The 23,050-nt window shown below is 72.9% G+C and carries 15 protein-coding genes; 11 read left to right on the forward strand and 4 right to left on the reverse strand.

The window, feature by feature from the left end:
* The first annotated feature begins 351 nt into the window (after positions 1 to 351).
* Positions 352 to 1,290: a hypothetical protein gene (locus AB0B63_RS24250; RefSeq protein WP_357022505.1), complete on the forward strand. Its 939-nt coding sequence runs from the start codon at positions 352 to 354 to the stop codon at positions 1,288 to 1,290.
* A 1,227-nt stretch (positions 1,291 to 2,517) separates the two neighbouring features.
* Here AB0B63_RS24250 and AB0B63_RS24255 read toward each other — a convergent pair.
* Entirely contained in the window at positions 2,518 to 2,997 is a 480-nt protein-coding gene (locus AB0B63_RS24255; RefSeq protein ID WP_208568985.1) for a cytidine deaminase, read from the reverse strand.
* 568 nt (positions 2,998 to 3,565) lie between these two features.
* Here AB0B63_RS24255 and hrpA point away from each other — a divergent pair.
* Positions 3,566 to 7,621, forward strand: coding sequence for an ATP-dependent RNA helicase HrpA (hrpA, locus tag AB0B63_RS24260; protein WP_357022508.1), 4,056 nt, complete (start codon positions 3,566 to 3,568; stop codon positions 7,619 to 7,621).
* Here the strand turns inward: hrpA and AB0B63_RS24265 are convergent, their stop codons facing one another.
* The gene (locus AB0B63_RS24265) at positions 7,622 to 8,560 is read right to left on the reverse strand and encodes a LysR substrate-binding domain-containing protein (protein WP_357022511.1); all 939 of its coding nucleotides are present in this window, start codon (positions 8,558 to 8,560) and stop codon (positions 7,622 to 7,624) included. It abuts the gene before it with no gap.
* Between the two features lie 29 nt (positions 8,561 to 8,589).
* Between AB0B63_RS24265 and AB0B63_RS24270 the strand changes: the two genes are divergently transcribed.
* The 7 genes from AB0B63_RS24270 to AB0B63_RS24300 all read left to right on the forward strand — a co-directional run bounded on the left by AB0B63_RS24270 (position 8,590) and on the right by AB0B63_RS24300 (position 17,087).
* A complete protein-coding gene (locus AB0B63_RS24270) occupies positions 8,590 to 9,321 on the forward strand; it encodes a succinate dehydrogenase cytochrome b subunit (RefSeq protein ID WP_208569079.1) in 732 nt (243 codons plus the stop codon).
* Between the two features lies 1 nt (position 9,322).
* A complete protein-coding gene (locus AB0B63_RS24275) occupies positions 9,323 to 11,260 on the forward strand; it encodes a fumarate reductase/succinate dehydrogenase flavoprotein subunit (RefSeq protein WP_208568988.1) in 1,938 nt (645 codons plus the stop codon).
* The gene (locus tag AB0B63_RS24280) at positions 11,257 to 12,018 is read left to right on the forward strand and encodes a succinate dehydrogenase/fumarate reductase iron-sulfur subunit (protein ID WP_208568989.1); all 762 of its coding nucleotides are present in this window, start codon (positions 11,257 to 11,259) and stop codon (positions 12,016 to 12,018) included. The genes AB0B63_RS24275 and AB0B63_RS24280 overlap by 4 nt, the downstream gene beginning before the upstream one ends.
* Positions 12,019 to 12,463: 445 nt before the next feature.
* Positions 12,464 to 13,648, forward strand: coding sequence for a zinc-dependent alcohol dehydrogenase (locus tag AB0B63_RS24285; protein ID WP_357022516.1), 1,185 nt, complete (start codon positions 12,464 to 12,466; stop codon positions 13,646 to 13,648).
* Positions 13,645 to 14,664, forward strand: a complete 1,020-nt coding sequence (locus AB0B63_RS24290) for an SDR family NAD(P)-dependent oxidoreductase (protein ID WP_357022519.1) — start codon at positions 13,645 to 13,647, stop codon at positions 14,662 to 14,664. The genes AB0B63_RS24285 and AB0B63_RS24290 overlap by 4 nt, the downstream gene beginning before the upstream one ends.
* Positions 14,665 to 14,742: 78 nt before the next feature.
* Positions 14,743 to 15,762, forward strand: a complete 1,020-nt coding sequence (locus tag AB0B63_RS24295; RefSeq protein ID WP_357022521.1) for a serine hydrolase — start codon at positions 14,743 to 14,745, stop codon at positions 15,760 to 15,762.
* Between the two features lie 179 nt (positions 15,763 to 15,941).
* Complete coding sequence (locus AB0B63_RS24300; protein ID WP_208568993.1) at positions 15,942 to 17,087, forward strand: MBL fold metallo-hydrolase; 1,146 nt, start codon at positions 15,942 to 15,944, stop codon at positions 17,085 to 17,087.
* A gap of 22 nt (positions 17,088 to 17,109) precedes the next feature.
* Here AB0B63_RS24300 and dgt read toward each other — a convergent pair whose 3' ends face one another.
* Positions 17,110 to 18,621, reverse strand: a complete 1,512-nt coding sequence (gene dgt, locus AB0B63_RS24305) for a dGTP triphosphohydrolase (RefSeq protein WP_357022524.1) — start codon at positions 18,619 to 18,621, stop codon at positions 17,110 to 17,112.
* A 279-nt stretch (positions 18,622 to 18,900) separates the two neighbouring features.
* Between dgt and AB0B63_RS24310 the strand changes: the two genes are divergently transcribed.
* Both AB0B63_RS24310 and AB0B63_RS24315 read left to right on the forward strand, forming a co-directional pair.
* On the forward strand, positions 18,901 to 21,345 hold the full coding sequence (locus tag AB0B63_RS24310; RefSeq protein WP_357022527.1) for a Tex family protein: 2,445 nt from the start codon (positions 18,901 to 18,903) through the stop codon (positions 21,343 to 21,345).
* Between the two features lie 31 nt (positions 21,346 to 21,376).
* A complete protein-coding gene (locus AB0B63_RS24315) occupies positions 21,377 to 21,811 on the forward strand; it encodes a hypothetical protein (RefSeq protein ID WP_208568996.1) in 435 nt (144 codons plus the stop codon).
* On the opposite strand, the gene AB0B63_RS24320 is transcribed toward AB0B63_RS24315, so the two are convergent.
* Positions 21,774 to 23,045 carry a glycosyltransferase family 4 protein gene (locus tag AB0B63_RS24320; protein ID WP_357022530.1) on the reverse strand — a complete coding sequence of 424 codons (1,272 nt, stop codon included), beginning with the start codon at positions 23,043 to 23,045 and terminating at the stop codon, positions 21,774 to 21,776. The two genes, AB0B63_RS24315 and AB0B63_RS24320, sit on opposite strands and share 38 nt — an antisense overlap.
* Between the last annotated feature and the right edge of the window lie 5 nt (positions 23,046 to 23,050).

The raw sequence follows: 23,050 nt of genomic DNA on the forward strand, positions 1-23,050 counted from the left end.
TCTCAGCCCAGTCTTCCAATGCGATCACCCCTCCAGCCTCGGAGGGGTCAGTCCCAATCCGCCGCTAGAGGGTCAGTCTCAGCGCGTCGTCGACAGAGGATGCGGATCCGCACGGCGCAAGATCGTGCTCGAACCAGGATGTAGTGGCCTCCCACGGCGGGGAGGCCACTACATCCTGGTTGCAGCGTGATCTTCAGCCACCCGGGCCAGCTGCCTCTCGCAGCAAAGACGTCATCCGTCACCTCGGGGTTATCCACAGGGAGTGCGGGCGAAGGGGCACCACGGCAGAGGCGGCGACGAAGTTATCCACAGGGGACAGACTGGGAGGCGACGCGCCGGCAAGGTGGGGGTATGCCGAAGGCTCCCCGTCGCCCGCCGCAGTTGCGGGGGCGCATCTTCCGTGGATCGGTGGCCGTGTCGCGCGGGCTGCTCACCCGCAACGACCTGCGCAGCTCCGCCTGGCGACCGCTGTTTCGGGACGTCTACGCCGACGCCCAGCTCAGGGTCACTCACCGCCACCGGTGTACGGCTGCGGCCCGCTGGCTGCTGCCGTCCGGTGCCGCCATCGCCGGCCGCTCCGCCGCAGTCCTGCTCGGTGTCACCGGCGTGCCCGCCGACGAACCGATCGATGTGCTCGTACACCACAGGCGTCTGGTCGGGGGCGGACAGCCAGCGGCCGGGCGCCGACGCGGACCGGCAGTCGGCCTACGGGTGCACCACGGTGATCTCGCGCCCGAAGACGTGATCGACCAGGCCGGGGTACCGGTGACCTCGGCAGAACGTACCTGCTGGGACCTGGCCCGGTGGTGCGATGTGGTGGAGGCTGTCGTCGTCATCGACGCGCTGTTGGCCGGCCGCGTCACCGAGATCCCCACCCTGCGGGATTATGCCCTCGCGCGGGCCGGGCAACGCGGGTGGCGAGCCCTGCTCCGCGCCGTCGACCTGGCCGATCCTGGGGCCGGGTCGCCGCAGGAGTCACGGACGAGGGTCCGCCTGGTGCTGGCCGGCCTGCCTCGACCCGAGACCCAGTGGGTCGTCACGGCCGACGGTCGGTTCGTTGCCCGGCTTGATCTCGCCTGGCCACAGTTCAAGGTCGCCGTCGAGTACGACGGGCTGTGGCACAACGATGCCGACCAGTTCCACCGGGACCGGCGTCGACTGAACCAACTGCTCGGCGGGGAGTGGATCGTGCTGCACCTGACCGCCCGGCGGCTCCGCGAGGACTTTCCCGGCTTCCTCGCCGAGGTACGCGCCGCACTACACCGTCGCGGGCACCGCTCCCGGGCCTGATCTCCCACCACGCCCCCCACTCCCCATACGGCCGCTCTCCGCCTCACCCCACACCCCCACACGGCCGACCGCCCCACACCGCAGCCCTTCACCACACCCCCGCCCCACACCGCAGCCCTTCACCACACCGCAGCCCTTCACCACACCCCCGCCCTTCACCGCATCCCCGCTCCCCACACCGCCACCCCACCACACTGCCGCCTCCTCCCTCCACACGGCGCCGTTCGCCGCCCCGCCGCATTCCATTCGCGGCTGCCTACCCAGCCCCGTGGTGGACCAGAACAACGACATGCGCAAGATCGCGGCGTGGGCGGCGATCGCGTCGTTGACCCAGCATTTCGCTGGCGCGATGCGCCACCCCGCCGCGCCCGCACCCACTCGCTGGCGCACCCACCCGTGCCCTCGCGCCCGGCCCATGCCCCGGCATCCCCGCCCGCCCCCTGCGTGCCACGGTGCCCGTGCCTCCCGCGACGGTCGGAAGATCATGCACGAACATGGAAGTAGTGGCCTTCACCGACAAGAAAGCCACTACTTCGTGGATCGAGCGTGATCTTGCTTGAGCCCCAGGACCCCGTGGAGAACTCCCGGCGGTCGGAAAGACGCACCCGGTGCCGGGGAAGGGGCCCAGGTGTCAGGGAAGGGGCCACGGTGCCGAGCAAGGGCCCCCAGGGTTCGGGGCAGGGCCCCCGGGTGCCAAGGAAGGAGACCCGGGTCCGGAGAGGAGACCCGGGTCCGGAGAGGAAACCCGGGTCCGGAGAGGAAACCCGGGTCCGGAGAGGAAACCCGGGTCCGGAGAGGAAACCCGGGTCCGGAGAGGAAACCCGGGTCCGGGGAAGAGACCCGGGTCCGGGGAAGAGACCCGTCCTACTTCGGAGGGCGGGCGAGGTTGATCAGTCCGTCAGGTGCTGGCCAGAGCATCGAGGATCCTGTTGGCGATGCCGACGCGGATCTTCCAGACATCGCCGGAGACATCATGCCCCACGCTTGCCCTGACGGATCGAGGCCCCGACGTCGACACCGAGGACCCACGGTTCGACACCAAGGAGCGGCCCACGGGTAGCTACCAGAGGAACACGCGCCAGCCGAGAAGACCGCGCAGGAACGCCGCCACCGAGTCCAGCGACACCAAGGAGCGGCCCACGGTTCGACGCCAAGGATCGAGGAGTAGAGAACAGGGGCTCCACACCGAGAAGCCGGGACCGGGAGGGAGCGGGGCTCGACGCCGGGTCAGTCCTCCGAGGCGGGCCGGCTGGCCGGGACCGTCGGCATCGGCCACTGCCCGGTCCGCACGATCGCCGACGCGTCCAGCTGCTGGTCGGCCCAGACGTAGCTGTCCGGCAGCAGGTCGGTCACCGGCAGTTTCCGCAGTGCGTCGATCGGCCCGACGATGACCTGGATGCCCGGGTGGTAGTCGAGCAGTACCTGCCGGCACCGTCCGCACGGCGGGAGCACCCCGCGCCCCCGGTCGCCCACGGCGACGATGGTCTCCAGTTCCGTCTCCCCCTGGGTGGCGGCGGCGCCGAGGGCCACCAGCTCGGCGCAGGGGCCGCCGGTGAAGTGGGCGAGGTTCACCCCGGTGAACACCCGGCCGTCGGCGGTCCGGGCGGCCGCCGCGACGGAGTGGTTGTCGCTGCGGCAGCGCAGCTTGGCGACCGCAGTGGCCGCCTGGACCAGTGCGCGGTCGGTGTCCAGCATCGTCGTCGTCATCCGGCAGCCCCCCGTGTCGCGTCGTCCGGCGGTCAGCGTAGCCCGGCGACGGCCGGTTTCCCGGGCAGCGCTCCGACGGACGCGACGACACCTGGACCGCTCGGCCCGCAGCATCGTGACCTGCGTCTCGACCCCCTCGGCCCGCAACGCCATGACCCGCCCGCACCCGTCGTCGCGCAGACACCATGACCTGCCCGGACCGGAGACACCCTGACGGTGGACGCCGCGTCGCGCCCGAGAGCCGCTACCCGGGGCCGCCCCGCAACAGACCGCACGGCGGATGCCACCCGGGAGGCGCAACCCGGGACGGCCCCGCAACAAACCGCCACCGGGACCACACCCAAACGGCGGACACCGCCCGGGAGGCGCTACCCCCGGGCCGCCCCCGCAACAGACCGCCGCCCGGAACACATCCACACGGCGGACACCGCCCGAAAGCCGCTACCCCCGGGCCGCCCCGCAACAGACCGCCACCCGGACCACACCCACACGTCGGAGGCGGCACCGTAGCCCGGGAGGCGTAACCCGGGGGCGGTCCGGCGGCGGGCTGCCTATCCTTGGCGACGACATGCAGAATCCAACCGCCTCCGGCCCCGCCGCGCCCGCCGATGCCGTGTCCGCCCGTGAGCTGCACCGCCGTCTCACCCCGCTGATGTTCCGCGACCAGCGCCGCCTCCAGCGGCGGCTGGAGGGGGTACGCAAGCTGCGTGACCCGCAGCGGCGCGACGAGGCGCTGATCGAGATCGCCGGGGAGGTGTCCCGGGCGGAGGCCCGGCTGGCCACCCGGCGGGCCGCCGTGCCGAGCATCACCTATCCGGCGCAGTTGCCGGTCAGCGAGCGCCGAGACGACATCGCCGCCGCGATCCGTGACCACCAGGTGGTGATCGTGGCCGGTGAGACCGGCTCCGGCAAGACCACCCAGCTGCCCAAGATCTGCCTGGAGTTGGGGCGTGGGATCACCGGGCTGATCGGGCACACCCAGCCCCGCCGGTTGGCCGCCCGGACGGTCGCCGACCGGATCGCCGAGGAACTCGGCACCGAACTGGGGGACGTGGTCGGCTACAAGGTGCGTTTCACCGACCAGGTGAGCGACCGCAGCCTGGTCAAGCTGATGACCGACGGCATCCTGCTGGCCGAGTTGCAGACCGACCGGATGCTGCGCCAGTACGACACCCTGATCATCGACGAGGCGCACGAGCGCAGCCTCAACATCGACTTCATCCTCGGCTACCTGCGGCAACTGCTCCCCCAGCGTCCCGACCTCAAGGTGGTCATCACCTCGGCGACGATCGAGACCGCCCGGTTCGCCGAGCACTTCGCCGACGCCGACGGCCGGCCCGCGCCGATCGTCGAGGTGTCCGGGCGGACGTACCCGGTGGAGGTGCGCTACCGGCCGTTGGTCGAGGTCGCCGAGGGCGACGAGGACGGGGCCGACGACGAGGAGAACGTCCGCGACCAGATCCAGGCGATCGGCGACGCGGTGCAGGAGCTGGCCGCCGAGGGGCCGGGCGACATCCTGGTCTTCCTCAGTGGGGAGCGGGAGATCCGGGACACCGCCGAGGCGCTGGGCAAGCTGACCCAGTCGAAACGCTCGCTGCTGGGCACCGAGATCCTGCCGCTGTACGCCCGGCTGTCGGCGGCCGAGCAGCACCGGGTCTTCGCCGCCCACCCCGGTCGCCGGGTGGTGCTCGCCACGAACGTCGCGGAGACCTCGCTGACCGTGCCCGGCATCAAGTACGTGGTGGACCCGGGTTCGGCCCGGATCTCCCGCTACTCCAGCCGGTTGAAGGTCCAGCGGCTGCCCATCGAGCCGGTTTCCCAGGCGTCGGCCAACCAGCGTAAGGGCCGCTGCGGCCGGACCTCCGACGGTATCTGCATCCGGCTCTACGACGAGCAGGACTTCGCCTCCCGGCCGGAGTTCACCGACCCGGAGATCCTGCGCACCAACCTGGCCTCGGTGATCCTCCAGATGACCGCGATCGGCCTCGGTGACCTCGCCGCGTTCCCGTTCATCGACCCGCCGGACCGGCGCAACGTCACCGACGGGGTCAACCTGCTGCACGAGCTGGGCGCGTTGGACCCGACCGAGGCCGACCCGGCCAAGCGGCTCACCCCGTTGGGCCGGCGGCTGGCCCAGCTCCCGGTCGACCCCCGGCTGGCCCGGATGGTGATCGAGGGCGAGCGTAACGGCTGCGCCACCGAGGTGCTGGTGATCGCCGCCGCGCTGTCGATCCAGGACCCCCGGGAGCGGCCGGCGGAGAAGCAGGCCCAGGCCGACCAGGCGCACGCCCGGTTCGCCGACAAGGAATCCGACTTCGTGTCGTTCCTCAACCTGTGGCGTTACCTGCGGGAGCAGCAGCGGGAGCTGTCGTCCAGCGCGTTCCGCCGGATGTGCCGGGCGGAGTACCTCAACTACCTGCGGGTACGCGAGTGGCAGGACATCGTGGCCCAGTTGCGCCAGGTACTGCGTACCCCGGAACAGGGTGACGGGCGGCGGGGGCGGCGGGGCGCGACGCAGGCCCCGGCCGACGGGGGCCGGCGCGGTCCGGCCGCCGACCTGCCGGAGGAGATCGACACCCCGAAGGTGCACCAGTCGCTGCTGCCCGGCCTGCTGTCGCACATCGGGCTCAAGGACGCCCAGAAGCACGAGTACCTGGGCGCGCGGGGGGCGAAGTTCGCGGTCTTCCCCGGCTCGGCGCTGTTCAAGAAGCCGCCGCGCTGGGTGATGGCCGCCGAGCTGGTGGAGACCTCCCGGCTGTGGGGCCGGGTCGCCGGGCGGGTCGAGCCGGAGTGGGTGGAGCCGCTGGCCCAGCACCTGGTCAAGCGCAGCTACAGCGAGCCGCACTGGGAGAAGAAGCAGGCCGCCGTGATGGCCTACGAGAAGGTCACCCTGTACGGCGTCCCGCTGGTCACCTCCCGGAAGGTCAACTTCGGCCGGATCGACCCGGCGCTGAGCCGGGAGCTGTTCATCAGGCACGCCCTGGTCGAGGGGGACTGGCAGACCCACCACCCGTTCTGGCGGGACAACGAGAAGCTCCGCACCGAGATCGAGGAGCTGGAGAACCGGGCCCGCCGCCGGGACATCCTGGTCGACGACGAGAGCATCTTCGCCTTCTACGACCAGCGCATCCCCGCCGACGTGGTCTCCGGGCGACACTTCGACGCCTGGTGGAAGAAGGCCCGGCACGAGCAACCCGACCTGCTCACCCTCACCCGGGAGGTGCTGGTCAATGCCGGGCGTGGCGGGGTCGACGAGGCCGACTTCCCGGACGAGTGGCGGGCCGACGGGGTGACCCTGCCGCTGACGTACACGTTCGACCCGACCGCGCCCACCGACGGCGTCACCGTCGACATCCCGCTGCCGCTGCTCAACCAGGTGCCGGCGGAGAGTTTCGACTGGCAGGTGCCGGGGCTGCGCGAGGAGCTGGTGATCGCGTTGATCCGGTCGCTGCCCAAGCCGATCCGGCGCAACTTCGTCCCGGTACCGGACCACGCCCGCGCGGCGCTGGCCGCGATCACCCCCGGTGCGGAGCCGCTGCTGGACGCGCTCAGCCAGCAGCTGCGCCGGATGACCGGGGTGACCGTGCCCCGGGAGGCGTGGGAGCCGGCGAAGCTGCCGCCGCACCTGCGGGTGACGTTCCGGGTGATCGGTGACGCCGACAAGCCGGTCGCCGAGGGCAAGGACCTGCCGGCCCTGCAACGCCAGCTCCGCCAGGAGGTACGCCAGGTGGTGGCCGCCGCCGCACCGGAGGTGGCCCGGACCGGGCTGACCGGGTGGACCATCGGCACCCTGCCGCGCACCATCGAGCAGGTCCGGGCCGGCTACGCGGTGACCGCCTACCCGGCGCTGGTCGACGAGGGTACGACGGTCGGGGTGAAGGTCTTCGACTCCGAGGCGGAGCAGGCCGCCGCACACTGGGCGGGCACCCGGCGGTTGTTGCGGCTGACCGTGCCGTCACCGGCGCAGTTCCTGCAGGGGCGGCTGAGCAACGAGGCGAAGCTGGCGTTGAGCCGCAACCCGCACGGCGGGGTGCAGCAGCTCATCGCCGACGCCGCCGGGGCCGCCATCGACAAGCTGATCGCCGACGCGGGCGGGCCGGCCTGGGACGCGGACGGCTTCGCCGCGCTGCGGGACCGGGTCCGCGCCGACCTGGTCGACACGGTGGTGGAGGTGATGGGCCGGGTCCGTCAGGTGCTCGCCGCCGCGTACGCGGTGGAGCAGCGGCTCGGCGCGACCCGCAACCTGGCCGTGGTGGCCGCCCTGGCCGACCTGCGCCAGCAGCTCACCGGCCTGGTGCACGACGGTTTCGTCACCGAGACCGGCTACGCGCGCCTGCCCGACCTGCTGCGCTACCTGACCGCGATGGAACGCCGGCTGGACCGGTTGACCGCCAACCCGCAGCGGGACAAGTCCCAGCAGGACCGGATCGCCACGGTGCAGAAGGAGTACCGGGACCTGGTGGCCGGGCTGCCCCCGGCCCGCCGCGCCTCGGCCCCGGTGCGGCAGATCCGCTGGATGATCGAGGAGTTGCGGGTGAACGTCTTCGCGCAGGCCCTCGGCACCCCCTATCCGGTCTCCGAGCAGCGCATCTACCGCGCGATGGACGACGCCGAGGGGCGCTGATCAGGGCAGCGGTTCCACGCCCGGCGGCAGGTCGCTGGTGCTGGTGGCCGCGTGCACGTAGTCGAGCAGGATGCGGCGCAGCTCCCGCCCGGCGTGGGTGGGCACCACGTCGCGGCGGCGGGCCACCGCGATGGTCCGGCGCACCCCGGGCGGGGCGAGCCGGGTGACCCGGATGCCGGGGCGGCGGCTGACCACGATGCCCGGCACCAGGGCGATGCCCAGGCCGGCCTCGACGAAGCTGAGCACGGCGTCCATCTCGCCGCCGTCGACCGAGAAGGTGGGCTCGAAGCCGGCCTCCCGGCACGCCTGGATGGTGGCGTCGCGCAGGTCGTAGCCCTCGCGGAACATCACCAGCGGTTGGTCGCGCAGGTCGGTGATCCGCAACTCGCCGCTGACCAGGGCGGCGTGCAGCGGCTCCACCGAGGCGATCACCAGGCTCTCCCGCAGGATCGGGTCGACCCGCAGCCCGGGGTCGGCCCCCTGCGCGGGCATGATGATCAGGGCGAGGTCGAGGTCGCCGCGCAGCAGGTCGCGGACCAGGTCCTGCGAGCCGCCCTCCTCGACCCGCAGGTCGACGGCGGGGTGGGCGTCGCGGAACCGGCGCAGCACCGGTGGGGCGAGCGAGGTGGCCAGGCTGGGGGTGGCCCCGAGCCGGACCCGGCCCCGGCGCAGGCCGACCAGTTCCTGCACCTCCCGGGTGGCGGTGTCGACGTCGGCGAGGATGCGCTTGGCCAACGGCAGCAGCACCTCACCGGCGGCGGTGAGGGCGATGTTGCCGCGTACCCGCTCGAACAGGGGGGCGCCGAGGGCGGTCTCCAGAGCGTGAACTTGCTTACTCAACGACGGCTGGGTTATGCCGACGAGGTCGGCGGCTTGGGTGAAATGTCGTACTTCAGCCACTGCGACGAAGTACCTCAGCTGATGGAGCTGCATCTTCATAGCTTATGGCTATCGAGACTGCGAGGTCGATGCATTGGACGACTGATTGCAGGGCTCCTAGCGTCGGTCAGGTGGTAATCACGAAAACTCGGTCGCCCATCCGCTCGAACGTCGGCCTCAAGGCCGTCATGGCGGTGACGGGCATCATGCTCGTGCTGTTCCTCGTCGCCCACATGCTCGGCAACCTCAAGGTGTTCACCGGCGAGACCTCGTTCGACCACTACGCGCACTGGCTGCGCGACATCGGCAAGCCGCTGCTGCCCGGGGTCTGGTTCCTGTGGATCCTGCGCACCGCGCTGGTGGTGGCCGTACTCGGGCACATCTGGGCGGCGACCGTGCTGGCCGTCCGGGCCCGCGCCGCCCGCCCGGTGCGCTACGCCCACCGCAAGAAGGTCCAGGGCAGCTACGCCGCGCGCACCATGCGCTGGGGCGGCGTGATCATCCTGCTCTTCGTGATCTACCACATCCTGGACCTGACCACCGGCACCCTCAACCCGGTCGGCGACGCCAGCAACCCGTACGGCAACGTGGTCGCCGACTTCGCCCCGGACCGCTGGTACGTGACGCTGTTCTACACGCTGGCGATCGTCACCGTCGGCTTCCACCTGCGGCACGGGGTGTTCTCCGCGTTGCGCAGCCTCGGCCAGCAGACCCCCCGGGGCGAGCGCCGGGCCCGCACCGCCGCGCTGGTCTTCGCCGTCGTGCTCTGCGCCGGCTACCTGGTGGTCCCGTTCGCCGTACTCACCGGATTGGTGTCCTGACATGGAACTCTTCACCGAGGGCGAGCCGATCGCCGACACGAAGGCTCCCGACGGCCCCGTCGAGAAGCGCTGGGAGACCCGCCGCTTCGAGGCCAAGCTGGTCAACCCGGCGAACCGGCGCAAGATGACGGTGATCGTGGTCGGCACCGGCCTGGCCGGTGGCTCCGCCGCCGCCACCCTCGCCGAGCAGGGCTACCAGGTCCGCAGCTACTGCTACCAGGACAGCCCGCGCCGGGCACACTCGATCGCCGCGCAGGGCGGCATCAACGCCGCCAAGAACTACCGCAACGACGGCGACTCGGTGCACCGGCTCTTCTACGACACCGTCAAGGGCGGCGACTTCCGCTCCCGCGAGTCGAACGTGCACCGCCTCGCCGAGGTGTCGGTCAACATCATCGACCAGTGCGTCGCCCAGGGCGTCCCGTTCGCCCGCGAGTACGGCGGGCTGCTGGACACCCGCTCCTTCGGCGGCGCACAGGTGCAGCGCACCTTCTACGCCCGGGGCCAGACGGGCCAGCAGCTGCTGCTCGGCGCGTACCAGGCGCTGGAGCGGCAGATCGGCCTGGGCAACGTGGAGATGCACACCCGCCACGAGATGCTGGAACTGGTCGTCGTGGACGGCCGGGCCCGGGGCATCGTGGTACGGGACATGGTCACCGGTGAGATCAGCACCGAGATGGCCGACGCGGTGGTGCTCGCCTCCGGCGGCTACGGCAACGTCTTCTACCTCTCCACCAACGCCAAGGGCTGCAACGTCACCGCCTCCTGGCGGGCGCACCGCAAGGGCGCGTACTTCGCCAACCCCTGCTACACCCAGATCCACCCGACCTGCATCCCGGTCTCCGGCGACCACCAGTCCAAGCTGACCCTGATGAGCGAGTCGCTGCGCAACGACGGCCGGGTCTGGGTGCCGCAGAACAAGGACGACGACCGCGCCCCCCGGGACATTCCCGAGGACGAGCGGGACTACTACCTGGAGCGGATCTACCCGTCGTTCGGCAACCTGGTACCCCGGGACATCGCCTCCCGGGCCGCCAAGAACGTCTGCGACGAGGGCCGGGGCGTCGGGCCGACCAAGCTCGGGGTCTACCTCGACTTCTCCGACGCGATCGACCGGCTCGGCCGCAAGGCCATCGAGGCCAAGTACGGCAACCTGTTCGAGATGTACGAGCGGATCACCGGCGAGGACCCGTACCAGGTGCCGATGCGGATCTACCCGGCCGTGCACTACACGATGGGCGGGCTGTGGGTCGACTACGACCTCCAGTCGACCATCCCCGGCCTGTTCGTCATCGGTGAGGCCAACTTCTCCGACCACGGCGCGAACCGGCTCGGCGCGTCGGCACTGATGCAGGGCCTGGCCGACGGCTACTTCGTGCTGCCCACCACGATCGCCCACTACCTGGCGTCCGGGCCCCGGGAGAAGGTCGACGCCAGCCACCCGGCGGCGGTGCAGGCCCGGCGCGAGGTGGAGGACCGGATCGCCCGGCTGCTGGCCGTGAACGGCGACCGGACGGTGGACTCGTTCCACCGGGAGCTGGGTCAGATCATGTGGGAGCACTGCGGCATGGAGCGCTCCGAGGCCGGGCTGCGCAAGGCCATCGACGAGATCCGGGCGCTGCGGGAGCAGTTCTGGCAGCGGGTCCGGGTGCCGGGCGACGGCGAAGGGCTCAACCAGTCGCTGGAGAAGGCCGGCCGGGTGGCCGACTTCTTCGAGCTGGCCGAGCTGATGTGCATCGACGCCCTGCACCGCGAGGAGTCCTGCGGCGGCCACTTCCGGGCCGAGCACCAGACCCCCGACGGTGAGGCACAGCGCGACGACGACCGGTTCGCCTACGTGGCGGCCTGGGAGTTCACCGGCACCGGTGAGCCGGCCGTGCTGCACAAGGAAGACCTGAAGTTCGAGTACGTCCACCCCACGCAGCGGAGCTACAAGTGAACCTGACCCTGCGCATCTGGCGTCAGTCCGGCCCCCAGGACAAGGGGCGGATGGTGACCTACCCGGTCGACGACGTCTCCCCCGACATGTCGTTCCTGGAGATGCTCGACGTGCTCAACGAGCGGCTGATCCTCTCCGGGGAGGAGCCGGTCGCGTTCGACCACGACTGTCGCGAGGGCATCTGCGGCATGTGCGGCCTGATGATCAACGGGGACGCGCACGGCCCGCAGCGCGGCACCACCGCCTGCCAACTGCACATGCGGCAGTTCAAAGACGGCGAGACGATCGACATCGAGCCGTGGCGGGCCCGCGCGTTCCCGGTGATCAAGGACCTGGTGGTCAACCGGAACGCCTTCGACAAGATCATCGCGGCCGGTGGCTACATCACCGCGCCGACCGGCAGCGCCCCCGAGGCGCACGCCGCCCCGGTGGCCAAGGCCAACGCCGACGCGGCTTTCGAATCCGCCGCCTGCATCGGCTGCGGGGCCTGCGTGGCGGCCTGCCCCAACGGCTCCGGCATGCTCTTCACCGCCGCCAAGGTCACCCAGCTGTCGCTGCTGCCGCAGGGCCAACCGGAGCGCTACACCCGGGTGATCGGCATGGTCGACGCGCACGACGAGGCCGGCTTCGGCGGCTGCACCAACGCCGGCGAGTGCACCGCGGTCTGCCCCAAGGGCATCCCGCTGAACACCATCGGCCGGCTCAACCGGGACTACCTCACCGCCACCGCCAAGCGCGGCGACACCCCCGGTTCCTGACCCCGCCGACGGTCCGACCGGCCGCCTCCGGACCCACCGACCGCCGCACCCCCGACCGAGGGGTGCGGCGGTCGCTCCGTCCCGCCCCCACGCCCCGCACCCAGCGCGCCCCACGCTGCGGGCCCCACGCCCGCGCTACGGGCCCCACGCCCCACGCTGCGGGCTGCGGGCTGCGGGCTCGATCCTGGATGTAGTGGCCTCCGCACGCCGTGAGGCCACTACATCCAGGATCGAGCGCGATCACGACGGAGACCGGGGACGACCACGGGCAAGGACCGAGCACGATCACGGCAGGGGCAGGAGCAGGAGCCGAGGCAGGGGCAGGGGCAGGGGCAGGGGACGATCACGGCTCGGTGGGCCGCCGACCTTGGCTGGCCGGTGGCCGGTTCAAGCGTCCCCGCTCGGGTAGCAGACCCCTCGACGGCACGGAGAGGGGACAGCAGCGATGAAGGCACTGACCTGGCACGGCAAGCGCGACGTCCGGGTGGACGAGGTCCCGGACCCCCGGATCGAGGAGCCGACGGACGCGATCGTCCGGATCACCTCGACCGCGATCTGCGGCTCCGACCTGCACCTGTACGAGGTGCTCGGGCCGTACCTGAAGCCCGGTGACATCCTCGGGCACGAGCCGATGGGCGTCGTCGAGGAGGTCGGCCCCGGGGTGACCCGGCTCAAGCCCGGCGACCGGGTGGTCGTCCCGTTCAACATCGCCTGCGGGCACTGCTGGATGTGCGAGCGGCAGCTCTTCGCCCAGTGCGAGACGACCCAGGTGACCGCCGAGGGCAAGGGCGCGTCGCTGTTCGGCTACACCTCCCTCTACGGTTCGGTCCCCGGTGGGCAGGCCGAGTACCTGCGGGTCCCGCAGGCGCAGTTCGGCCCGATCGTCATCCCGCAGACCGGGGCCGACGAGCGCTACCTGTACCTCAGCGACATCCTGCCGACCGCCTGGCAGGCGGTGAAGTACGCCGACACCCCGCCCGGTGGCACCCTGGCCGTGTTCGGCCTCGGCCCGGTCGGGCAGTTCTGCGCCCGGATCGGCCGGCACCTCGGCGCGGGCCGGGTGATCGGGCTGGACCTGGTGCCGGAGCGGCTGGAGATGGCCCGCCGGCACGGCATCGAGACGCTCGACGTCAGCCAGCTCGACGACGTGCCCGGCGCACTGGTCGACCTGGTCGACGGGCGCGGCCCGGACGCGGTGATCGACGCGGTCGGGATGGAGGCGCACGGCTCCACCAGCGGCAAGCTGGCCCAGCACGCCGCCGGGCTGCTGCCGGACAAGCTGGCCGAGAAAATGATCGACAAGGTGGGTGTGGACCGGTTGACCGTGCTCAAGGCCGCCCTCAAGGCGGTGCGGCGCGGCGGCACCGTCTCGATCTCCGGGGTGTACGGCGGCGAGGTGGACCCGATGCCGCTGATGGAGATGTTCGACCGGGGCATCCAGCTGCGGATGGGTCAGTGCCACGTACGCCGGTGGACCGACGAGATCCTGCCGCTGCTGTCCGGCGACGACGACCCGCTGGGCGTGGAGGACCTGCGGACCCACCGGATGCCGCTGGTGGACGCGCCGAAGGCGTACGAGATGTTCCAGAAGAAGGAGGACGGCTGCGTCAAGGTCGTGTTGGCTCCGTGAGTCGGGTGGTGGTGGTCACCGGGGCCACCAGCGGCATCGGCCGCGCGGCGGCCCGGGAGTTCGCCGGGCGCGGGGACCGGCTGGTCCTCGCCGCCCGCTCCCCCGCCAGCCTGGCCGAGGTACGCCGGGAGTGCCGCGCGGCCGGCGCGGACCGGGTATGCACGGTGCCCACCGACGTGACCGACCCCGACGCGCTCGACGCCCTGGCCGACACGGCGGTACGCGAGTTCGGTCGGATCGACGTGTGGGTGCACACCGCGGCGGTGATGGCGTACGGCCGGTTCGAGGAGATCCCGGCGGAGGTCTTCGACCAGGTGGTCCGCACCGACCTGCTCGGCGCGGCCGGCGTCGTCCGGGTGGCGCTGCGCCGGTTCCGGGCGGCCGGCGGGGGCACCCTGATCCTCACCGGTTCGGTCCTCGGGCACGTCACCGCCCCCTACATGAGCGGCTACGTGACCAGCAAGTGGGGCCTTCAGGGGCTGGTCCGTTCGGTGCAGCAGGAGGCCCGGGACCTGCCCGGGGTGCACGTCTGCCTGGTCACCCCGGGCAGCGTGGACACCCCGGTCTACCAACGGGCGGCGAACTACCTCGGGCGGGCCGGCCGGCCACCGCTGCCGATCACCACCCCGCAGCGGGTGGCCCGGGCCGTCGCGCGCCTGGCCGACCGGCCCCGCCGGGAGGTGTCGGTGGGCCGGGTCAACCTGCTCATGCGGGGTGGCTTCACCCTCCTGCCGGGCGTCTACGACGCGCTCGTCGGGCCGTTGATGCGGCGTGGCGGGCTGACCGGGCAGCCGGTCGCCCCGCACGACGGCGTCGTCTTCTCCCCGGACCCGGCGGGCGCGGCCGTCCGCGGCGGGTGGCTGCCGGAGCTGTCCGACCTGCTGCGCCGGGCCGGTGCCCCGACCGGCCGGGCGGCGACGGCGGTCGCGGCGGGGGCGGCGGTCGCGGCCGGGACGGCGCTGGCGGTCGGGACGGCACTCGCGGCGGGTGGGGCGGCCCGGCGTCGGCGGCGGTGAGCAGCCCCCCACGGGCCGGTCCGCCCACCTAGAGTGGTGGCCCGGAGACAGCTCCGGGCACCGCTCGACGGGAGAGACGTGACCAGCAGGGTGAACCGCAGGACGGCGCTGGGTCTCGGCACGGCCGCCACGGCCGGGGCGGTACTCGTCGGCACACCGGCATCGGCCGCCGGCCGCCCCGGCAAGTCCGCTGCCCCTGCGGCGAGCCCCGAGCTCGTCGCCCCGAGGATCGCTGCGGCCTTCCAGCGGGAGAAGTCGCTGACCGGCGGCAACTGGCAGGTCCACCTCAGCCTGGAGAACGGGGTCACCCCGCTGGTCGCGGTCTCCGAGTCCGCCGACCGGCGGGTCGAGGCGTACAGCGTCAACAAGATCGCGGTGGCCGTCGCAGTGCTCGACAAGATCGACCGGGGGCTGCTCACCCTCGACCAGCGGGTCGAGGTGGCCGCCTCGACCGTGGTGCCCGGCGGTGACGGCATCTTCGTCCTGGACACCGCCTACCCCAGTTCGGTGACGGTGGGGCACGTGCTGGCCAACCTGCTCACCGTCTCCGACGACACCGCGTCGCGGCTGTGCGGTCTGGTCTGCCCGGCCGCCGAGATCAACCGCACCCTGACCGCCAAGGGTTTCCCCAACACCCAGGTGCAGCCGCTGTCCGACCCGCACCGGTTCTATCTGGGCACCAGCACCGCCCGGGAGACGCACGCGCTGCTGCGCGCCCTGGTCGCCGGCACCCTGCTGTCGCCGTCGTCGACCGCCCTCGTACTCAAGCTGCTGCGCGCCCCGGTCGCCTTCACCGACGGCATCCGGCGCACCATGTCCTCGGCGGAGCGGGCCCGGGTGGCCACCAAGGCGGGCTGGTTCGTCGACGCCCGGCACGAGGCCGGTGTGGTCTTCGACACCACCGGGGCGGCCGTGCTGACCTACGTCCTCTTCGCCGACGGCCAGGCCGACCGGGACAACTTCGGCGCCACCCACCCGGTGGTGCAGGCCCGGGCCCGGCTCGGCCGGTTCCTCCTGGACGCCACCGCGCAGCTGAGGGGCACCGCGGACGCGCCCCGGCACCGGGTGGCCCGGCAACGACCCAGCAACGGCGGCTGACCGGCCCTGCCGTCCGTCCCACCACCCGGACCTCCCACGGCCCGGCGTCCGGGCCGCCCCCGGCCCCGACCCTCACCGGCCGGCCCGGGGAAGCGGGGGCGGTCCGAGGGTCGGCGTGGGCGGGAGCCGCCGGTGGTGACTACCGTGTAGTGCGGGGACACCGGCGAGGGGGACGACACATGGGGCAACCAGCGCAACGCGCGGTCGAGCGGAGGCTCGGCGGTCGGCTGTGGCAGGTGGCGGGGCTGGCGGCGGTCGCCGGCCTGGCCTGGACGGCGCGGGACGTGCCGGCGGCGCTGGGCGGCCGACTGACCGGCGCACGCGCGCAACGGGCCGCCCGGTCGGCGCAGTTCCGCGACGGGACCTTCCACAACCGGGTGGCCACCCGCACCATGCCCGGCGGTGACCCCGGTCGCAACCTGCTCCGGGAGCTGCTCTTCGGCCAGCAGCGTCGCCGCCCCACCGCCCCGGTCCCGCTGGTGCGGCCCGCCCCGGCCCCGACCACCGACGTCGACCGTGAGCTGGGCATCGTCTGGTACGGCCACGCCTCGACCCTGGTCGAGATCGAGGGGCACCGGGTGCTGATCGACCCGGTGTGGAGCGACCGGTGCTCGCCGTCGGCCGCGGTGGGGCCGAAGCGGCTGCACGAGCCCCCGGTACGCCTCGACGAGGTGCCCACCGTCGACGCGATCCTCATCTCCCACGACCACTACGACCACCTCGACATGGCCACCGTCCGGGAGCTGGTGCGCCGGCAGTCGGCGCCGTTCCTGGTGCCGCTGGGCGTCGGCGCGCACCTCGACCGGTGGGGGGTGCCGGAGGACCGGATCGTCGAGCTGGACTGGTCGCAGGGGCACCGGGTCGGCGGCCTGGAGATCACCGCGACCGCCGCCCAGCACTTCTCCGGCCGGGGGCTGCGGCGGGACGGCACGCTGTGGAGTTCGTGGGTGGTCGCCGGGGCGCACCGGAAGGTCTTCTACACCGGCGACTCGGGCTACTTCGACGGGTACGCCGAGATCGGTGCGGAGCACGGGCCGTTCGACGTGACGCTGATGCAGATCGGCGCGTACGACCGGGCCTGGCCGGGCATCCACATGTTCCCCGAGGAGGCCGTCACCGCCCACCTCGACCTGCGCGGCGACCTGCTCGTCCCGGTGCACTGGGCCACCTTCAACCTGGCCCTGCACGACTGGTCCGAGCCGGTGGACCGGCTCTGGGCCGAGGCCAAGGCGCACGGCGTGCGGCTGGCGGTGCCCCGCCCCGGCGAGCGGGTGGTGGTGGCCGACCCGCCGCCGGTCGACGGCTGGTGGCAGACCATCGCCTGACCGCGCGCCCACCGCCCGCCGCTCAGAGCACGAAGGCGTCGGTCCACAGCGCCCCGGAGCGACCCGACAGGACGTCCAGCATCGCCACGGCCTGACCGTCGGTGAGTTGGGCGACGAAGTCGACGATGGCCCGGCCGCGGGCCCGGCCGATCCGGTCGGGGGTACGCGGGTGCAGCTCCGCCTCGGCCAGCTCGACCAGGTCGGGCAGCCGGCGGGGCAGCCGGGACTCCTCCTCGGGGTCGAGCAGCCACTGCCAGAGCGCGTCGACCAGGGTGTCCAGCAGGCGGGCCTGGCCCCGCTGGTGCAGGGCCAGGTCGGGGCGGGCCAGCACGAAGCGGTGGTGGACGAACTTGAGCACCTGCACCTCGTGCCACTGTGCCGGGGCCAGCTGCACGTGGCCGGAGCGCACGTCCGGGGTGGCGGTCACCGTGATCGCGTCGACCAGCCGGGTGGTCCACCGGGCGGAGAACCGGGCCACGTACTGTTCCGCCTCGATCGACCCGTCGAAGGGCAACGCCAGCAGCCCGTCCACCAGTTCCTCGCGGACGTGCTCGACGGCGGCGGCGAACGCGTCGTCGTCGGCGATCCAGGCGTCCTTGCGGTGCAGTTGCCGGCGCAACGCCTCGATCGCCGTGCCGGGCCGGCGGGCGGCACCGGCCAGCGCCGGGTCGGTGACCGCGCGCAGGTGCCCGCCCTCGCGCTGCCAGGCCATCAGCTCGGCGGCGACGGTGCCCTGCTGGAGCACCCCCACCCGGTAGAAGTCCTCCACGTCGTGGATGGCGTACGCGATGTCGTCGGCGGTGTCCATCACCGACGCCTCGACGGTCTGCTGCCACTGCGCGATCCGCCCGGTGAACGGGGCGCGGGCCTGTCGCAGGTCGGCCAGTTCCGTGCCGTACGCGCCGAACTTCGCCGAGCCGCTGTCCGGGTCGTCCGGTGGGGCGGCGGCGCCCCGGGGGGCGGGACGCAGGTGCCGGGGGTGCGGGTCGGGGTGGTCCAGCCGGGTCCACGGGTATTTCAGCATCGCCGCCCGCACGGCGGCGGTCAGGTCGAGACCGGTGGTGGCGGCCCCCCGGATCTCGGTGCTGGTGACGATCCGGTACGACTGCGCGTTGCCCTCGAATCCGTCGGCCAGCCCGAGCCGCTGCCGGGCCAACCGGTCCAGCACCCGCTCCCCCAGATGCCCGAACGGCGGGTGACCGAGGTCGTGGGCGAGGGCGGCAGCCTCCACCACGTCCGGGTCGCAGCCGCCCAGTTTCTCCAGCAGACCCCGCTGGGTCGGGTCGGCGGTCAACCGCTCGGCGATCGCCCGGGCCACCTGCGCCACCTTGAGACTGTGGGTGAGCCGGTTGTGCACCAGCAGTCCGGAGCCGACCGGGCTGATCACCTGGGTGACCCCACCGAGGCGGGCGAAGAAGGGCGAGGCCACGATCCGGTCCCGGTCGGCCCGGAACGGGCTCGCGGCGAGGTCACCGAGGGCTCGGGCACTGCCGCCGAAGAGGCGACGGGCACGCGGATCCGCAGGTTGCTCCATGATCGCCACGCTAGCGCAGCCGACCGCCCGGCACGGCGGCACGCGACGGGTCACCGGGCCGACGGGTCACCGGAACTACGGGTCACCGGAACTACGGATCACCGGAACTACGGATCACCGGGACGACGGGTCACCGGGGTGCGGCAGGCCGGCCCTAGGGCCGGGATCGGTGGGGGCTGCGACGGCAGTGCGGCCGGCCCGGCGGCGGGGGTGGCGCACGGCGTCGGGGGTGGGCGGCAGAATGCAGCAGGGAACCCGAAACGAAGGCGGATCAACATCGTGACCCAGTCAGTCCATCAGCGGATCGCCGACGAGCTCGGCGTCGCCGAACGCCAGGTGCGGGCGGCCGTGGAGCTGCTCGACGGCGGCGCGACCGTGCCGTTCATCGCCCGCTACCGCAAGGAGGCCACCGGCCTGCTCGACGACGCCCAGCTGCGCACCCTGGAGGAGCGGCTGCGCTACCTGCGGGAGCTGGACGAGCGGCGGGCCGCGGTCCTGGAGTCGATCCGCAGCCAGGGCAAGCTGGACGAGGCGCTGGAAGCGCAGATCATGGCGGCCGACTCCAAGTCCCGCCTGGAGGACATCTACCTGCCCTACAAGCCGAAGCGGCGGACCCGGGCGCAGATCGCCCGGGAGGCCGGGCTGGAGCCGCTGGCCGACACGCTGCTCGGCGACCCCACCCGGGACCCGAAGGAGACGGCCGCCGGGTTCGTCGACGCCGGGCGTGGGGTCGCCGACGTCGCCGCCGCGTTGGACGGGGCGCGGGCCATCCTCATCGAGCGGTTCGCCGAGGACGCCGACCTGATCGGCACCCTGCGCGAGCAGATGTGGTCGCGGGGCCGGCTGGTCTCCCGGGTACGCGACGGGCAGCAGGCCGCCGGCGCGAAGTTCGCCGACTACTTCGACTTCGCCGAGCCGTACCCGAAGCTGCCCTCGCACCGCATCCTGGCGATGTTCCGGGGCGAGAAGGAGGGCGTGCTCGACCTCACCATGGCCCCCGACGCCGAGGAGGACCCGGACGCCCCGCCGACCGGCCCGACCCGCTACGAGGCGGCCATCGCCGGCCGGTTCGGTGTCACCGACGCGGGTCGGCCCGCCGACCGGTGGCTGGCCGACACGGTGCGCTGGGCGTGGCGTACCCGGATCCTGATCCACCTCGGGGCCGACCTGCGCACCCGGCTGTGGCAGGCGGCCGAGGAGGAGGCCGTCCGGGTCTTCGCCACCAACCTGCGCGACCTGCTGCTCGCCGCCCCCGCCGGCAGCCGGGCCACCATGGGTCTCGACCCGGGCCTGCGCACCGGGGTGAAGGTGGCGGTGGTGGACGCCACCGGCAAGGTGGTCGCCACCGACACGATCTATCCGCACGAGCCGCGCCGGCAGTGGGACGCCTCGATCGAGACGCTGGCGAAGCTGGCCGGGGCGCACCAGGTGGAGCTGGTCGCGATCGGTAACGGCACCGCCAGCCGGGAGACCGACAAGCTCGCCGCCGACCTGATCACGCGGTATCCGCAGCTCGGCCTGACCAGGGTGATGGTCTCCGAGGCCGGCGCGTCGGTCTACTCGGCCTCCGCGTACGCCTCGCAGGAGCTACCCACCCTGGACGTGTCGCTGCGTGGCGCGGTCTCCATCGCCCGGCGGCTCCAGGACCCGCTGGCCGAACTGGTCAAGATCGACCCGCGCTCGATCGGCGTCGGCCAGTACCAGCACGACCTGTCCGAGGTGAAGCTGTCCCGCTCGCTGGACGCGGTGGTGGAGGACTGCGTCAACGGCGTCGGGGTGGACGTCAACACCGCCTCCGCCCCGCTGCTGACCCGGGTCTCCGGCATCGGCGCGGGTCTGGCGGAGAACATCGTGCTGCACCGGGACGCCAACGGGCCGTTCCGCACCCGCGCCGAGCTGAAGAAGGTGGCCCGGCTCGGCCCGAAGGCCTTCGAGCAGTGCGCCGGCTTCCTGCGCATCCCCGGCGGCACCGACCCGCTCGACTCGTCCAGCGTGCACCCGGAGGCGTACCCGGTGGTGCGCCGCATCCTGGCCAGCACCGGGCAGGACCTGCGCTCGCTGATCGGGAAGTCGGCCATCCTGCGCGGGCTGCGGGCCACCGACTTCGTCGACGACACCTTCGGCCTGCCCACCGTCACCGACATCCTCGCCGAGCTGGAGAAGCCCGGCCGGGACCCGCGACCGGAGTTCCGCACCGCCACCTTCGTCGAGGGGGTGGAGAAGATCGGCGACCTGACCCCCGGCATGCTGCTGGAGGGTGTGGTCACCAACGTGGCCGCGTTCGGCGCGTTCGTCGACGTGGGCGTGCACCAGGACGGCCTGGTGCACGTCTCGGCGATGTCGCACACCTTCGTCAAGGACCCGCGCGACGTGGTGAAGTCCGGTGACGTGGTGCGGGTCAAGGTGCTCGACGTGGACGTGCCGCGCAAGCGGATCTCGTTGACGCTGCGGTTGGACGACGAGGTGCCGACCGGCGGTGACCGACCGGCGGCCGACGGGCAGCGTCGCGAACGCGGTGCCCCCCAGGGCGGGCGCGGTGACGCGCCGGGCGGCCGGCGGAGCGGCGCGGGCGGGTCCGGCGGGGCAGGCGGGTCCGGCGGCCAGCGGGAGCAACGGGGCGGGTCCCGGGGCGGGTCGCCGCAACGGCAGGGCCGGGGCGGCTCCGCACCGGCACCCGCCAATGACGCGATGGCCGAAGCGTTGCGCCGGGCGGGCCTGGCCTGAGCGGTCGAGGGGGTGGGCGTACCGTCGCGGCATGGGTGGTGACGGCGGTTCGGGGTGGCGGGAGCAGCAGCAGCGGGCGGCGCGGGCGCACGCGGCGGCCGACGCCCGCCAACGCGACGGTGAGCACGCGCAGGCCGAGGCACTGGTCGCCCGGTTCACGGCCGAGGCGACCCGGCGGGGGCTGCGGACCACCCGGCTGGTGGCTCAGGGCTACGACGGACGGGGCCGCTACCGGACCGGCCTGACCGGCTGGTACGTCGACCGGGCCGGCCTGCGCGCGGTCGCCGTCGACGGCCGGTTCTTCCTGCTCACCGTGCCGCCGGGCGTACGCGCCAGACTGTTCGGCGTGGACGTGCCACCGGCCCGGCCGCCCCTGGTCGTCGGCCGGGGCGGACGCGACGGTGAGTCGGTCCCGCTGGCCGACCTGCTCACCCGTCGGCTGGCCGCCGGCGACGACTGGCCCTGACCGGCCCGGCGGCCACCATCTCGTGCAGGGTCCGCTCGACCCGGTCGGCACCCGTCGCGACGGAGAACATCCGGTCGTAGTGCGCCCGGCCGGCCTGCCCGAGCAGGTCCAGTTTCTCCCGGCCCAGATCGCAGACCTCCCGCAGGGCGTCGGCGATCGAGTCGGGGTCACCGGGGCGGGCGGTGATGCCCGCGCCGCTGTCCCGGGCCACCGCGGCGGCGTCGCCTTCCGCAGCGACCAGCAGCGCCCGCCCGGCGGCGAGGGTCGACTGCACCTTGCTCGGCATCGTGTACGCGGACATACCACCGGGCCGCAGGCTCACGTAGTGGACGTCACCGGTGGCCATCAACGCGGGCATCCGGTCCCGGGGCAGCTGCCCGAGGAAGCGGACGTTCGCCGCCCCCACCGCCTCGGCCCGCCGACGCAGCCGCTCCTCGGTGGTGCCGGAACCGGCGATCAGGCAGACCAGGCGGGGGTCGCCGGTGCGGGCGCAGGCGTCGATCAGCGAGTCGAGCCCCTGCGCCTCGCCGAGCGCGCCCGCGTACACCAGCACCACCTGGTCGGGGTGGAGTCCGAGGTCGGCGCGCAGGTCGGTGGCGCGGACGCCCAGGGTCTCGTCCGCCCACATCGGGATGTGCACCAGCTTGTCCCGGGGCACCCCCCGGCCGGCGAGCAGCTCGGCGGCGCCCGGGGAGACGTGGGCGACCCGGGCGGAGCTGCGGTACATCGCACCGCACCAGGCTGCCATCCCCCGCTCGACGGTCCGTGACACCCGACCGGTGCCGAGGAAACCGCTGGCCAGCACACTGTCGGGCCACAGGTCCAGCACGTGCAGCAGCACCGGCACCCGGTGCACATAGCGGGTGAACCACATCGGCAGGGCGACGCTGATCGGCGAGTTGCCGACCCAGAGGGCATCCAGACCCCGCAGCACCGGGGTGCCGGAGACCAGCGCGGAGACGGCGAAGGACCCGTAGTTGGCCAACCGACGTGGCGCGGAACGGTCGTGGCTGGGATAGAGGGCGACCCGGCGGACCCGGGCCGGGCCGTCGGTCTCGTCGACCCGGCGGGCCAGCCGGTAGCCGGGGGCCAGCCGGCCGCTCGGGTAGTTCGGGAAACCGGTCAGCACCCGGACCTCGTGCCCCCGGTCGGCGAGAGCGCGGGCGAGCATCCCGGGCAGGGCCGCCGGGCCCGGTTCCGGGTCGAACCACTGGGTGAGCAGGCCGATCCGCATCGTTG

The organism is Micromonospora sp. NPDC049081 (assembly GCF_040648835.1).
In the GTDB taxonomy this organism is placed as follows: domain Bacteria; phylum Actinomycetota; class Actinomycetes; order Mycobacteriales; family Micromonosporaceae; genus Micromonospora; species Micromonospora antibiotica.

Bases quoted from the DNA above. Each gene is read 5' to 3' on its own strand.
- hrpA (WP_357022508.1), top strand. From the start codon at position 3,566: ATGCAGAATCCAACCGCCTCCGGCCCCGCCGCGCCCGCCGATGCCGTG.
- AB0B63_RS24315 (WP_208568996.1), top strand. From the start codon at position 21,377: ATGGGTGGTGACGGCGGTTCGGGGTGGCGGGAGCAGCAGCAGCGGGCG.
- dgt (WP_357022524.1), bottom strand. From the start codon at position 18,621: ATGGAGCAACCTGCGGATCCGCGTGCCCGTCGCCTCTTCGGCGGCAGT.
- AB0B63_RS24250 (WP_357022505.1), top strand. From the start codon at position 352: ATGCCGAAGGCTCCCCGTCGCCCGCCGCAGTTGCGGGGGCGCATCTTC.
- AB0B63_RS24300 (WP_208568993.1), top strand. From the start codon at position 15,942: ATGGGGCAACCAGCGCAACGCGCGGTCGAGCGGAGGCTCGGCGGTCGG.
- AB0B63_RS24320 (WP_357022530.1), bottom strand. From the start codon at position 23,045: ATGCGGATCGGCCTGCTCACCCAGTGGTTCGACCCGGAACCGGGCCCG.
- AB0B63_RS24275 (WP_208568988.1), top strand. From the start codon at position 9,323: ATGGAACTCTTCACCGAGGGCGAGCCGATCGCCGACACGAAGGCTCCC.
- AB0B63_RS24285 (WP_357022516.1), top strand. From the start codon at position 12,464: ATGAAGGCACTGACCTGGCACGGCAAGCGCGACGTCCGGGTGGACGAG.
- AB0B63_RS24270 (WP_208569079.1), top strand. From the start codon at position 8,590: ATGCATTGGACGACTGATTGCAGGGCTCCTAGCGTCGGTCAGGTGGTA.
- AB0B63_RS24265 (WP_357022511.1), bottom strand. From the start codon at position 8,560: ATGAAGATGCAGCTCCATCAGCTGAGGTACTTCGTCGCAGTGGCTGAA.
- AB0B63_RS24255 (WP_208568985.1), bottom strand. From the start codon at position 2,997: ATGACGACGACGATGCTGGACACCGACCGCGCACTGGTCCAGGCGGCC.